The sequence below is a fragment of the Domibacillus mangrovi genome (genome assembly GCF_001906925.1).
GTDB lineage: Bacteria > Bacillota > Bacilli > Bacillales > Domibacillaceae > Domibacillus > Domibacillus mangrovi.
Genome location: NZ_MRWQ01000005.1, coordinates 354,985 through 367,682, shown reverse-complemented (window position 1 = coordinate 367,682; position 12,698 = coordinate 354,985). Strand labels below are relative to the sequence as shown.

14 protein-coding genes and 1 riboswitch are annotated in these 12,698 nt (G+C 41.5%); of the genes, 11 read left to right on the top strand and 3 right to left on the bottom strand.

Annotation, left to right across the window (positions count from 1 at the left end; all coding sequences use genetic code 11):
* Positions 1–69: 69 nt before the first annotated feature.
* Positions 70–1,425 (bottom strand): arsenic transporter, encoded by a 1,356-nt coding sequence (locus tag BLL40_RS06970; RefSeq protein WP_073711183.1) that lies wholly within the window; start codon positions 1,423–1,425, stop codon positions 70–72.
* A gap of 554 nt (positions 1,426–1,979) precedes the next feature.
* A complete protein-coding gene (locus BLL40_RS06965) occupies positions 1,980–3,677 on the bottom strand; it encodes an AAA family ATPase (protein WP_073711182.1) in 1,698 nt (565 codons plus the stop codon).
* Positions 3,678–3,907: 230 nt separating this feature from the next.
* Between BLL40_RS06965 and BLL40_RS06960 the strand changes: the two genes are divergently transcribed.
* The 9 genes from BLL40_RS06960 (at position 3,908) to BLL40_RS06920 (ending at position 10,330) form a co-directional block, all read left to right on the top strand.
* Positions 3,908–4,345 carry a peptidylprolyl isomerase gene (locus BLL40_RS06960; protein ID WP_073711181.1) on the top strand — a complete coding sequence of 146 codons (438 nt, stop codon included), beginning with the start codon at positions 3,908–3,910 and terminating at the stop codon, positions 4,343–4,345.
* Positions 4,346–4,403: 58 nt separating this feature from the next.
* Positions 4,404–4,718: a metal-sensitive transcriptional regulator gene (locus BLL40_RS06955; protein ID WP_073711180.1), complete on the top strand. Its 315-nt coding sequence runs from the start codon at positions 4,404–4,406 to the stop codon at positions 4,716–4,718.
* Between the two features lies 1 nt (position 4,719).
* Positions 4,720–4,825: riboswitch (TPP riboswitch) on the top strand.
* A 54-nt stretch (positions 4,826–4,879) separates the two neighbouring features.
* On the top strand, positions 4,880–5,374 hold the full coding sequence (thiW, locus tag BLL40_RS06950; RefSeq protein WP_245797907.1) for an energy coupling factor transporter S component ThiW: 495 nt from the start codon (positions 4,880–4,882) through the stop codon (positions 5,372–5,374).
* A 6-nt stretch (positions 5,375–5,380) separates the two neighbouring features.
* A complete protein-coding gene (gene thiM, locus BLL40_RS06945; protein ID WP_073711178.1) occupies positions 5,381–6,187 on the top strand; it encodes a hydroxyethylthiazole kinase in 807 nt (268 codons plus the stop codon).
* Positions 6,184–6,987 carry a bifunctional hydroxymethylpyrimidine kinase/phosphomethylpyrimidine kinase gene (gene thiD / locus BLL40_RS06940; RefSeq protein WP_073711177.1) on the top strand — a complete coding sequence of 268 codons (804 nt, stop codon included), beginning with the start codon at positions 6,184–6,186 and terminating at the stop codon, positions 6,985–6,987. The genes thiM and thiD overlap by 4 nt, the downstream gene beginning before the upstream one ends.
* Complete coding sequence (gene thiE, locus BLL40_RS06935; protein ID WP_095532828.1) at positions 6,987–7,625, top strand: thiamine phosphate synthase; 639 nt, start codon at positions 6,987–6,989, stop codon at positions 7,623–7,625. Before thiD ends, thiE begins: the two co-directional genes overlap by 1 nt.
* 351 nt (positions 7,626–7,976) lie before the next feature.
* Positions 7,977–8,846 carry a cytochrome c oxidase assembly protein gene (locus tag BLL40_RS06930; protein ID WP_073711175.1) on the top strand — a complete coding sequence of 290 codons (870 nt, stop codon included), beginning with the start codon at positions 7,977–7,979 and terminating at the stop codon, positions 8,844–8,846.
* Between the two features lie 87 nt (positions 8,847–8,933).
* On the top strand, positions 8,934–9,200 hold the full coding sequence (locus BLL40_RS06925) for a hypothetical protein (protein WP_159434203.1): 267 nt from the start codon (positions 8,934–8,936) through the stop codon (positions 9,198–9,200).
* Between the two features lie 218 nt (positions 9,201–9,418).
* The gene (locus BLL40_RS06920) at positions 9,419–10,330 is read left to right on the top strand and encodes a diacylglycerol/lipid kinase family protein (RefSeq protein WP_073711173.1); all 912 of its coding nucleotides are present in this window, start codon (positions 9,419–9,421) and stop codon (positions 10,328–10,330) included.
* Positions 10,331–10,409: 79 nt separating this feature from the next.
* Here BLL40_RS06920 and BLL40_RS06915 read toward each other — a convergent pair whose 3' ends face one another.
* Positions 10,410–10,685, bottom strand: coding sequence for a hypothetical protein (locus BLL40_RS06915; protein WP_073711172.1), 276 nt, complete (start codon positions 10,683–10,685; stop codon positions 10,410–10,412).
* Positions 10,686–11,157: 472 nt separating this feature from the next.
* Here BLL40_RS06915 and BLL40_RS06910 point away from each other — a divergent pair, with 472 nt between their 5' ends.
* The gene (locus BLL40_RS06910; RefSeq protein ID WP_073711171.1) at positions 11,158–11,943 is read left to right on the top strand and encodes an ABC transporter ATP-binding protein; all 786 of its coding nucleotides are present in this window, start codon (positions 11,158–11,160) and stop codon (positions 11,941–11,943) included.
* Entirely contained in the window at positions 11,927–12,685 is a 759-nt protein-coding gene (locus BLL40_RS06905) for an ABC transporter permease (RefSeq protein ID WP_073711170.1), read from the top strand. Before BLL40_RS06910 ends, BLL40_RS06905 begins: the two co-directional genes overlap by 17 nt.
* Positions 12,686–12,698 lie beyond the last annotated feature (13 nt).

Genomic DNA, 12,698 nt, shown 5'->3' with positions numbered 1-12,698 from the left:
AGTTGATGAATCTAAAAAACGTCCAAAAGAGGCATTTTCTTTTGGGCGTTTTTATCATGTAAGAAACGATCAGGCAAAAATCATTTGAACCCAATAAAAAAGTAAAAACAATGTGATAATCGTTGTGATTGGGATGACAATTAGCGATACACTTATATAATCCTTCCACGTTACCTTAATCTTATTACGTCTTAAAATGTCCATCCAAATAAGAGAGGCGAGCGTTCCGATTGGTAATAATAGAGAGCCCATGTCACTGCCAATAATATTTGCGAGATAAATGGTTTTTAATGTAATAGGATCTAGTCCCATTTCTGTTAAAGTAATGGTTCCGATCATTAAAGCAGGGTGATTATTAAACGAGTTAGATAATAGAGACACTAATCCTCCCATAATAAAGCTCGCTTGAAGTAATCCTTGGTTCACAATAGGTTTACATAAATTAACAAGCAATTCTGTCAATCCTGCATTGTGAAGCCCATAAATGATCACATACATGGAAAAGGCGAAAATAAGAATGTGCCAAGGTGTCTTTTTCAAAATATCAATGGGATTTGTCCGCAAATGGTACCATCTCCATGCAAGAAGGGCAAGTGAGCCAAGAACAGCGACCAGTTCAATTGGAACAGAAATGTAGGAGGCTATAAATAGCAGACACCGCATCATAAAGACAAACAACAAGATCCTTAGCATAAATATTGTCCGTTTGCGTTTTGTATCAACAGAGATAGTTCCATTTAATGGATGGAAGTGTTGGGTGAAAAACATATCTTCTATATCATATGTCGTATTAGGCAAGGTTTTAGGTAATTTTTTCTTTAAGACGATAAACATTAACCAGGACATAAACAACAACCCTAAAGTAGCAGGTACAAACATCATAGCTGTATGCATATAAAGAGACATATGGACAATTTTTAAGGCAATTAAGTTGACGATGTTACTTACGCCAATGGGTGCGCTGGAAGCTGTTGCAATTAAAGCCCCACTTAAAAGGTAGGGAAGTTGTTCATATGGTTTTAGCCGTAGGTTTTTTAGGAGTAAAATTAAAATCGGAGTTGTAATAAGAATGCTACCATCATTGTTAAATAGAAGGGTCATCAAAAAACATAACAATTGAATATACCAATAGAGGCGGTAACCAGAACCTTTAGCTAAACGTGCAAGTCTTGCAGCGGCCCAGTGGAAAAAACCAAAACTTTCTAATATGACAGCCATGACAATCGTGGCCATAATGGTAATTGATGCACCGCCGATTTTATTAATGATATCTGTGATATCCTCATAAGAGACCCTTCCTGTCAGTAAAATAATCAATGCTCCAACAGATGCGGGCCATGCTTCATTTATTCCCCCTGGCCGTAAAAAGATGACAACCATCGTCATGATAAACACCAAAATCGTCATTCCAATATCGAAACTCATTTTACTTACTCCTTTTTTATCCCGCATTAACGGGTAGTAAGACCCCTACTTCAAGACTTCGAAAAGAAAAGAAGGATAAGTGGAGGATCAACTGCCCGTAAAAGCCCGATTGGTTCGGGCCGGCTGAAGCCGGTCACTCAGGTATTGCCGCAGGACGCGGCGCTCTTTACTTGAGTTCCTGTTTATTCAGCGGAGGCTAAGAGGAAGGCAGACTAAGAACGTCACGTCCTGTGACAACGTCTGCATGATTCACATAACCCCCACTGAATGAAGTTTCACTTTATAAAGGGTCTTAAGCTAAATGCCCCCTTGTCCGGTTTATTATTATATGTATATTCACCTCTATTAAAATGAACTAGATGGCGGGCCTAATCTTTTAAAATAATGTGCGTATTAAATATAATAAAGAGTGAAAAGCCTAGCAGACTGGATTCTTATCATTGTAACAGTCGGATGTTTGTGGCAAACAGTACCTTAAAGCATGAACGAAAGCATGTTTAAGAAAAGTACTTTAACGAAAAAAGGAGGCCTCCGCCGCTCGGAGACCTCCTTTTTTAAAATGGGTGAATAAGTGATTCGATTTCAATACCTTCGAGAGTTTCCTGCGTCATCAGTGCTTCAACGAGCCGGTCAAACGCTGTTCGATGTTCTTCAATAAGGGTTTCAGAACGTGCTAATGCCAGTTCAAACAATTCATTCATTTTTGTTTCTTTGTCCGCTTGCCGGAATGTGAGGGTAAATCGATCTTGAAAAATACCGGTATCTACCATTCGTTCTAAAATTTGTTTCGCTTGCTGTACGTCGCCGCTGACACCGATAGAATGTTCACCGAGATAAAGCCGTTCCGCTACACCACCGGATAAAATCATCGCTACTTGGTCAATGAGTTCACTTGCGGTAGATAAGTGAAGCTCTTTCGGAACGGGTGCGACATAGCCAAGGGCTTGTCCACGCGGAATAATCGTCGCCTTTCGGACGGACCCTGGCTTTGTGAGCGCGGCAACAAGCGCATGTCCCGATTCATGAATCGCTACGCGCCGTTTCGTAGCTGGATCGGCGAGGGGGCGCGTTGAAGTGCCGAGAATCGTCCGATCAAGCGCATAGTCAAAATCTTTCTTTTCAATCGTGTCACGGCCACTACGGATCGCGCTTCTGCTGGCTGTTTCAAATAAAGCAGATAATTCAGCACCAGAAAAGCCAACAGTTGCTTCAGCTAAATCATGCAGCATGGCGGCAGCGTTTTCTGTCATATTTTTACCACGCGCATGAATGTCGATAATTTCTTTCCGGCCTCTTGCATCCGGAAGCGTCACATGAAACGAGAAGTCGACGCGGCCGGGACGAAGAAACGCTTCATCCAGCATATCCTTTCGGTTCGTTGCAGCAATGAAGAGCAGTCCGTCATTATCATGACCGCCATCAAGCTGTACGAGCAACTCGGTCAATGTCTTTTCCCCTTCTTCACCGCCATGTGTTTTCCGGCGGCCGGCCAACGCATCTACTTCATCAATAAAAATAACAGCGGGTTTTTGCTTCCGTGCTTCTTTAAATAGGCTGCGCACACGTGATGCACCAACGCCGACAAACAATTCGGTAAAAGCCGATCCGCTTGATGAGAAAAAGGAAGCGCCCATTTCACGTGCAATGGCTTGGGCAAGTAATGTTTTTCCCGTGCCCGGCGGACCATACAATAAAATGCCACGCGGCGGTTCGATACCAAGTCGTGTAGATAAGTCTTTTTCTTTCAATATAGAAAGTGTTTGCAGGATGTCTTCCTTCATTTCATCCGACAAACCACCAACGTCCTGTAATGTAATATTTGGAAGTGGGCGAGCATGAGAGACACTATTTTTCATGGATTGGGCAACACCAACGCCGCCTTTTTTCCGGTAAATATAAAACCCGATTGCTGCAATGATTAAAATGAACCCAATGGCGATCCAATTTTCATACGCCTCCACTTTTACATATTCATAGCGGATATTGTACGTTTCATTCAATCGATCCACAGCTGTACTTCCGGGTGAAATATAAGACGTATAATCTCCGTTTTGCGTGGAAATATGAAGAGTACCATCTGGATGTTCTTCTAGCTCGACTGCTTGTCCCTTTTCCTTTTGGATAATGTTTTCGACTGATGAAAATGGAATAACAGTCGTTTTATTTGTACCTTGCACATACCAGAATACACCAGATACAAGCAGTAAAAACAATACAGCTGCTTTCCATAGCAATCCGGGGCGTGTCTTCATTACTATCACACTCCCTTTACTAGAATACCTCTATTATATGAAAAAAAGAGCTGTCTTGAAAGCGGAAAACATTTCACAAAAAGGGAGAAACAAAATGTTTAGAAGTATCGAAACAAAAATTATGAGTCATAGAAGGTAAAGACATGACAAAAAGCTCGGTGCTTTTTTTATGCCGGTAATAATGTTATCATAAAGACTGATTAATTTTATCTGAAATGGAGATGTTTGTTATGGCTAAAAAAGGTACGATTGAAATGGAAAATGGCGAAAAAATTGAGATTGAATTTTTCCCAGAGGATGCTCCTAACACAGTAGCTAATTTTGAAAAATTGGCTAATGAAGGGTTTTATGATGGCGTTGTATTTCACAGAGTAATCCCGGGGTTTGTTAGCCAAGGCGGCGATCCTACAGGTACAGGGATGGGCGGAAGCGGCACTACAATCAAGTGTGAAACTGCCAACAACCCTAATAAACATGAAGCAGGAAGCTTATCAATGGCTCACGCAGGTAAAGATACAGGTTCAAGCCAGTTCTTCTTAGTACATGAGCCACAGCCTCATTTAAATGGCGTTCATACTGTTTTTGGAAAGATTACATCGGGCTTAGAAACAGCTAAAAACATGAAACAAGGCGACAAAATGAAAAAAGTAACCGTATTTGAAGCGTAATCAATGTTGACCGGCTTGCGCCGGTCTTTTATAGTTGGCATAAGAGGAGTTGACGGCCATGAAGGAAGAGCATGCGGCATGTGCCGCCGATAAGCAGAAAAGCCACCATTCCGAAGGTGTCAAAAAAAACTTAGTGACGCGTCTGAACCGCATTGAAGGACAGATACCTGAAATAAAAGGCATGATTGAAGAAGATATGTATTGTGATGATATCGTTACACAAATTGCCGCGACACAGTCTGCATTAAACCATGTAGCGGCAATGCTTTTAGAAGGACATGTAAAAACGTGTGTGACTGAACGCATTCAAGAAGGCGACCTTGAAGTTATTGAAGAACTTATTGTTACTGTACAAAAATTAATGAAAAAATAAACAGGACTACTGGGGGTGCCAACACTATGGCTGAGAGGGAATACTTTTTCTAACCCCAACTACCTGATCCGGTTAATACCGGCGTAGGGAAGTAGCAATCACTGACGACAAACCGGATCAGACGTATTGCTGATCTGGTTTTTTGTATGGAGGGATTTACATTGTTTACACCAAAAAATATGGCGATCATGGCACTGTTGACGGCTATTGCCGTACTAGGCGCAACATTCATTTCATTTCCGGCAGGTGTCGCAAGAGCATATCCCGTGCAGCATGCGATCAATGTATTGTCTGCAGTCTTGCTCGGACCAGGTCCAGCTCTTGTCATTGCTTTTATGACAGCCGCTGTTCGGAACTTGTTAGGGATCGGTTCGCTTCTTGCGTTTCCTGGAAGTATGATTGGTGCGCTGCTCGCAGGTTATGCTTATAAAAGATGGCAGAAGCCTTCATTTGCAGCAGCAGGCGAAATCATCGGAACGGGCGTAATAGCATCTCTTGTGTCGGTACCTATAGCGAATCTATTTTTAGGAATGGAAGCAGCCGCTCTCTTTTTCATGCCAGCCTTTCTTATCAGCAGTATAACGGGGTCTATTCTCGGTGTCATCGTAGCCATTCGGTTACAGAAAACAAACATTTTTAACAAGCAGAAAGGATGAAAATAGTTGAACAATGAATTTGCAGCAGAATTGCTTGAACGTGTCAGAAAAAATAAACCGCTCGTGCATAATTTAACGAACACAGTCGTTACAAATTTTACAGCTAATGGCCTGCTTGCACTCGGTGCCTCCCCGGTCATGGCAGATGCAGTGGAAGAAGCAGCTGATATGGCGAAAATCGCAAGTGCCGTTGTATTAAACATCGGTACGCTAACAGCATCGAAGGTCGACGCAATGATTTTAGCAGGAAAGGCAGCAAACGAGGCGGGTGTTCCGGTGTTATTTGACCCGGTTGGAGCCGGTGCAACATTGTACCGGACTGAAAGTGCAAAACGAATTTTAGCGGAAGTAAATGTGGACATTTTACGTGGAAATGCCGGTGAAATTGCGGTTTTATGTGGCCAATCGGTTCAAGTAAAAGGCGTGGATGGCGGAGGAAATGCGAATGTTCGTCATCTTGCAAAAGAAGCAGAAAAAATGCTCGGCGTCACGTGCGTTATTACAGGAGCGGAAGATGTCGTTGCAGGAAATGAATCATTTATTGTTCGGAATGGCGATCCGATCTTAACGAGCGTGACAGGAACGGGCTGTTTGCTCGGTTCTGTGATCGCATCGTTTTGTGCAGTCGAAAAAAACTATGCAAAAGCAGCGGCCTCCGCACTTATCTTTTATGGGGTAGCAGCTGAGCGCGCAGTAGAAACATCAGGACCAAATCGTCCGGGTACATTTGCGGCAGCATTTTTAAATGAATTATCGTTAACAGGAAGAGAGGAAATAAATCAACAGGCGAAATGGGAGGAATGGAAGCAATGACGATTTGTAAAGCATTAACCATAGCTGGTTCAGACAGTGGGGGTGGAGCAGGTATTCAAGCCGATTTAAAGACATTTCAAGAACTCGGTGTATTTGGCACATCCGCATTGACGGCTGTAACCGCACAAAATACACTCGGCGTCCACGGTGTGTATCCAATGACTGTGGTAGCGGTTGAAAAGCAGATTGATGCGGTTGCATCAGATATTGGCGTTGATTCATTGAAAACAGGTATGTTATTCTCAGCCGACATTATTGAAGCCGTCGCATTGAAAATAAAGGAACATCATTTTACAAACGTCATCGTGGACCCTGTCATGATTGCGAAAGGAGGCGCACCGCTTTTACAAGAAGAAGCGATGGAAGCATTAAAAACAAAATTGTTACCGCTTGCGCTCGTCGTGACTCCGAATATTCCGGAAGCAGAAGCGATCTCAAAGCGAACGATTAAATCGGAGGAAGATAAGAAAGAGGCAGCGAAAGTGATTGCGGCACTTGGTGTGAAAAATGTGCTTATTAAAGGCGGGCATGACGAAGGAGCCGTGACATATGATTTGCTGTACGATGGTAAAGAGTTCCACACATTTACAGGAAAGCGAATTGACACGAAAGATACGCATGGAACGGGCTGTACATTTTCCGCTGCGATGACAGCGGAGATTGCGAAGGGTGCATCTGTGCGAACAGCAGCTGAAACGGCGAAACAATTTATTCAGGCGGCGATTGAAGATGGAATTAACATCGGAAGCGGCCATGGTCCGACGAATCACTGGGCGTACCGGCAGCGGGGTGGATGCTAATGAACAGAGAACAACTGGCCGTTTACTTTATCGCAGGCACACCTAACTGCAAACAGTCGATTGAAGAGACATTGCAAGCAGCGATTGACGGCGGTATTACAATGTTCCAATTTCGTGAAAAGGGAAAAGATGCATTGGCAGGAAGCGCAAAAAAAGAGCAGGCTGTTCGTCTACAAGCTCTTTGTCGAGAAGCCAATATCCCGTTTATTATAAATGATGATATCGAATTGGCCGTTGAAATTGGCGCGGATGGTGTACATATTGGACAGGAAGACGAAGCAGCTTCTAGCGTCCGGGGAAAAATAAACGGGGGCATCGTTGGTGTATCTGTTCATACGATGGACGAGGCGAAAAAAGCAATCGCAGACGGTGCAGACTACGTTGGAACCGGTCCCATATATCAGACGGGTACGAAAACCGATACGGGGCCAGTTGCAGGAACGGCACTTATTAAAACGATGCGGGCTCAAAATCTTACGATCCCGATCGTAGGCATTGGCGGGATTACCATTGATAATGCAGCGCCGGTTATTGCTGCAGGTGCAGATGGCGTTTCTATCATTTCAGCGATCAGCTATGCAGATGACGTAAAACAGGCGGTTGTAGAACTGCAAGCGGCTGTTGAAAGCAGCAATTAAAAAGAAAAGAAGTACTCTAGATAAAGCTCTGATTTTTCTCTCTAAGAAGAAAATCAGGGCTATTTTTATGGCAATGTACAGAACGAATGAAAGCTGTTATAAATGTTGTTCTTTAACAACATTTATAACAGCTTTCCGTTTTTTACAATACTTAAAACATAGAGTTTAATATGATCAATCTTAATCAATAACATTATAAAAAACCTATACAAACTAGTTTTTTGATGAATAACATTATTTTATAGAATGATCGATCAGCGAGATATAACGAAGATATAGAAGGAATAAACAATGCTAATAGAACAAGAGAGTAACAAAATATAACACGATTAGAACAAAAGGAGTGATAACATGTTTTTTGAAATGTTGTTTAGCAGTCAATCGTTATGGAATTCACCCTATTTGATAGGCGTCATTTGCGTGGCAGTACTGTATATCGGATTATTGAAAGCCTTTACAAGCACGAAAATATATCAAAAGCAACCACTTCTCTTTTTCTTAAGCTTATTTCTATTTTATGTAATCATTGCCAGCCCTTTATCAGCAATGGCTCATCTTTCATTCAGTATGCATATGATTCAAATGAGTATTTTATATTTTATTATCCCTCCCGTTTTTTTGTTAGGGATTCCTGAATTATTATTTCAGAAAATACGAAATATTTCACTTGTTAGAGGAATAAGTAAATTCTTTTTACCACCGATGATATCATTAATTGTTTTTGCTGTATTATTTTTTATCTACCATTTACCAGTCGTGTTAGATGTGATTTTGCAACATTCCCTTCTTCATAATGGCTATATGCTATTGCTAATCGCGTTATCTTTTAGTACGTGGTGGCCTCTTGCATCACCAGATCCAAATCAGCGCTATTGCAAAGGTCAAAGGAAACGATATACATTTTTGAACGGGATGATTTTAATGCCTGCTTGTTTACTATTCATTTTCAGTGCTTTTATAGATGGAGTGAGTAATCCTAATCTGATGCAGCTCACATTAGAACTTTGTCTGCCATCTTCGTCTTCTGTTCAGGAGCTGTTTCCATCTCCGCTTAATATGAAGTATGATCAACAGTTAGCAGGAATTTTTATGTTGGGAATGCACAAATTTGGATTGAAGATGACTGCTCATTTTGGAAATAAAGTGTTAGACCCTTGGGAGGAAAAGGACTGTTCATGTGTACTTCCTTCTATTTATCAGCACCGATATATGAAACATTAAATGTAAAGAGATAGAATGATAGAGATTTTAGTTGGCAAAGGAGGTAAAATAGAAAGGTTGATGCTACCTTTAAAATAGAGATAACAGGTGCACGTAACAGCAAGAGGACTGCATACGATGCCGAAAACGTCTGTTACAGTCGGAATGGGCGCTGTTCATGAAGAAGCAGCTCATGAGCATGGACACGGCGAAAGTAAGACAGGCTTTTCGGTGCATTTTATGAAGCTCAATGATGTAGGAACTGAAACGGAAACAAATCTAACTGCCCATGTGGAAAATGAGAATAGGCCACTAGAAAAAGCTCATGTACGTTATGAGATTTGGAACAATAGCAATGCTGAAAAACATGAATAGGCTGATACGAAAGAAACGAGTCCAGGCGAATATACAGCTGCTTATCCATTTCCAGAAGCAGGTACGTTCACCGTGAAAGTTCATGTTGAAAATAACGAAGGACTGCATGAACATGAAGAGCATCAAGTGGAAGTGAAATAACAAACAGCTCAAGTCGGGCTTTTACGGGCAGTTAATCCGCTCACTTATCTTCTTCGGTTCCTAAAGTCTTGAAGTGGGTGGTCCTTATTTATATTATTATTGTCAACCCGTCATCTGGAAATGGAAACGCTCGATCACTCTGGACAAAAGTGGAGCGGCATCTAAAAAAGAAGCACGTCCAGTATGATGTACTAATCGGCGGTTCAGAAGCATCAGCACGCGAATTTGTCTGGCAAAAAATGAAGGAAGTGAAAGTGAAAGCTGTAGCGATCATCGGCGGTGATGGAACAGTCAATGCCATTTTACAAGATGTCGTCCATACGGATGTGGCGATCGCTGTTTTGCCAGCAGGTTCAGGTAACGATATTGCTCGCATTTTCGGATTAACGTATCATCCGGGACAATTTGTGGATCAGCTGCTTACGGCCCGCAAACGAAAACAGATTGATGTGCTGAAAGTGAATACAAGCTATGGATTAACAGTCACAGGAACAGGACTGGACGCAGATATTGCGGAGCGTATAAATAGAGCCTTTTATAAAAAGTGGTTCAATAAAATGGGGGCTGGCACATTTAACTATGCGATCGGGACTATTTTATCGTCACTAGTATTTAAACCATTTAAAAGTACAATCATGATTGACAATGACAAGTTTGTCTCAGATGAAACGTGGTTGATTGCATGTGGGAACACATCCTCTTATGGCGGGGGACTCGTTATTTGTCCGTATGCACATCCAATCGACGGTGTATTAGATATAACCATGCTGCATACAGTGAAACGGACAAACATTCTCTTTCGACTGTTCCCGGCACTATTACGAGGCAATCCTGTTTTAACGCATGGTGTTACGTATAAAAAAGGGAAAATCGTGACAATCCATACAGACAGACCGATTTCTATCATGGTTGATGGAGAACAGATCGGAACAACTCCGGTTCAAATCACTGTTCATGCAAAAGCACTTCAGCTCATTTTAACAACATGAAAGAGACGCTTCGCAAACTGCGAAGCGTCTCTTTTTATCCCGCATGAACGGGTAGTAAGATCCTCTATTGAATGAAGTTTTATTTTACGACTTGGAATACGATATGACGGTTTATAACCGGTTTCAGCTTAAAAAAAACATGGGTCTTTATTTCTTTTTTCATTACCGCTGAGACGGCCAAATTGAGGGGTAATGATTGAGTGAATAATGTTGCGCGGTGATCAATATAGCGGGTAATCTGATCTTCGTAAAACAACTCGCGCTTTACGATTTTCTCTTCCATTTCTTTCGTAAGCTGTACAGCAAATTGTGTAACAGAATATTCGATTCCTCCAAAAAATTCAGCTACTGTCATAATTCACGACACTCCTTCCTCCAATCTATTTGTCAATACCTATGCTTATATCTTAACATAAAATTTACAAAAGATTAATATGTAAAAAATAAATAGTTATGTACTACTTAATATATATGCTGCAAACTTTTATTTATACATGAAAAATTCCGAAAGATAAGATTTTTTATATGTGATGTTGTCATAACCGTTAACAGTTTCTAAGCAGGTGATAAAAGGAAGACTTAAGAGGGTATATGCTTATATGTTTTCAAACAACACGATGATTTTGGTAATGTGACTGTTTTCTCCTATTGTCTCTTCCAGTAAAGTTTCTGACTTCGGATTATTTATCCAACATAAAAATAATGAGCTCAGCATTCGTTTGGAAAAAATTAACTTAAGAAATTAGATTGACAATTTCAAGGCATAGCGTATAATACATATAAATCCGATTTAACAAATGGGGATTATTAAATAAGTGGGTGTTAAAATGTTTTTACACATCGATCAAATTAATAAAGAGTATACAAATAATAAAGTGATTAATATTGTGCTAGACAATGTCTCAGCTTCTGTTGACGAGGGAGAATTTATTTCAATACTGGGTCCATCAGGATGCGGGAAATCAACACTTTTATCGATGGTGGCGGGTCTTGTCAAACCGTCAAGCGGTACAATCCTACTCGATGGTGTACCAATTACGAAGCCTGGTAAAGACCGCGGGATGGTCTTTCAACAGGCTGCGTTATTTCCGTGGCTAAATGTGGAAGAAAACGTCATATTTCCTTATAAAAAAGAAATGAAAAAAGCAGAAGCCGTCGAAAAGGCGCGCCACTATTTGCAAATGGTTCAGTTGTCTAATTATGGGAAGCATTACCCGCATGAATTATCCGGCGGTATGCAGCAGCGTGTCGCGATTGCCCGGGCATTTGCGATGGACCCGAAAGTTCTGTTAATGGATGAACCGTTCGGTGCGCTTGATGAACAAACGCGAACACGTATGCATGGAGAATTGGAACGCATTTGGCTGGACACGAAAAAAACTGTTTTGTTCGTTACACATAGTATTTCTGAATCCATTAAACTGTCCGAGCGAATTATTGTTATGGGGACGCGGCCAGGACGGATTATTGCGGACATTCCAGTTGATCTGCCTCGTCCGCGCCGCTTCGATGTGCCTGAAACGATTGAGCTTGAGAAACGAATTAACCAGTTATTAAAAGAAGAAATCGATAAAGTTGTAAAAGAGGAATTATCATATGCAGAAAATAGGTAAGCAATTCATCTTTTTTATTGTTCTAGTTATTGCGTGGGAGTTTATCGTCAGAGCAGGAGGATGGACACCGGATGTCATGCCGAAACCGACTGACGTATGGGAAGCAATGAAACGCGGATTTGTGGATAAGACGCTTTTATATGATTTACGAGCTAGTTTTACCCGTTTGTTTATTGGCCTTGCCATCTCACTTGCTCTTGGAACAGCCCTTGGCATTATTCTGGCAAAATCAAAAACAGCGGATGACACACTCGGTGCTCTCATTCTTGCTTTACAAAGCGTACCAAGTATCGTCTGGCTTCCATTAGCTATTATGTGGTTTGGTTTGAACGAAAAAGCCGTTATTTTTATTGTCGTACTTGGTGGAACGCTCGTGATGACGATCAATATGCGAATGGGTATCAAAAACGTACCACCGCTTTACATACGTGCTGCGGAAACGATGGGGTCAAAAGGGATTGATCAATTTATTCGCGTTATTTTACCGGCATCTGTGCCTTATGCGGTAACGGGCATGCGCCTTGCGTGGGCATTTGCCTGGCGTGCGTTAATGGCCGCTGAAATTTTAAGTACAGGACCGGGTCTTGGCTATACACTGAAATATGCATCTGATTTCGGTGATATGAGCCTTGTGATCGCCGTTATGATTTTAATTGGTGTTATAGGCTCGATTGTCGATTTGATTTTCTTCCAGCGTGTTGAACGAAATGTGATGAAACGTTGGGGATTGGATACGAACTAAAGGAGGAGAATAA

Excerpts from the sequence above, each read along its gene's own strand:
- BLL40_RS06970 (WP_073711183.1), bottom strand. The coding sequence starts at position 1,425 with ATGAGTTTCGATATTGGAATGACGATTTTGGTGTTTATCATGACGATG.
- BLL40_RS06965 (WP_073711182.1), bottom strand. The coding sequence starts at position 3,677 with ATGAAGACACGCCCCGGATTGCTATGGAAAGCAGCTGTATTGTTTTTA.
- BLL40_RS06960 (WP_073711181.1), top strand. The coding sequence starts at position 3,908 with ATGGCTAAAAAAGGTACGATTGAAATGGAAAATGGCGAAAAAATTGAG.
- BLL40_RS06955 (WP_073711180.1), top strand. The coding sequence starts at position 4,404 with ATGAAGGAAGAGCATGCGGCATGTGCCGCCGATAAGCAGAAAAGCCAC.
- thiD (WP_073711177.1), top strand. The coding sequence starts at position 6,184 with ATGACGATTTGTAAAGCATTAACCATAGCTGGTTCAGACAGTGGGGGT.
- thiE (WP_095532828.1), top strand. The coding sequence starts at position 6,987 with ATGAACAGAGAACAACTGGCCGTTTACTTTATCGCAGGCACACCTAAC.
- BLL40_RS06930 (WP_073711175.1), top strand. The coding sequence starts at position 7,977 with ATGTTTTTTGAAATGTTGTTTAGCAGTCAATCGTTATGGAATTCACCC.
- BLL40_RS06915 (WP_073711172.1), bottom strand. The coding sequence starts at position 10,685 with ATGACAGTAGCTGAATTTTTTGGAGGAATCGAATATTCTGTTACACAA.
- BLL40_RS06910 (WP_073711171.1), top strand. The coding sequence starts at position 11,158 with ATGTTTTTACACATCGATCAAATTAATAAAGAGTATACAAATAATAAA.
- BLL40_RS06905 (WP_073711170.1), top strand. The coding sequence starts at position 11,927 with ATGCAGAAAATAGGTAAGCAATTCATCTTTTTTATTGTTCTAGTTATT.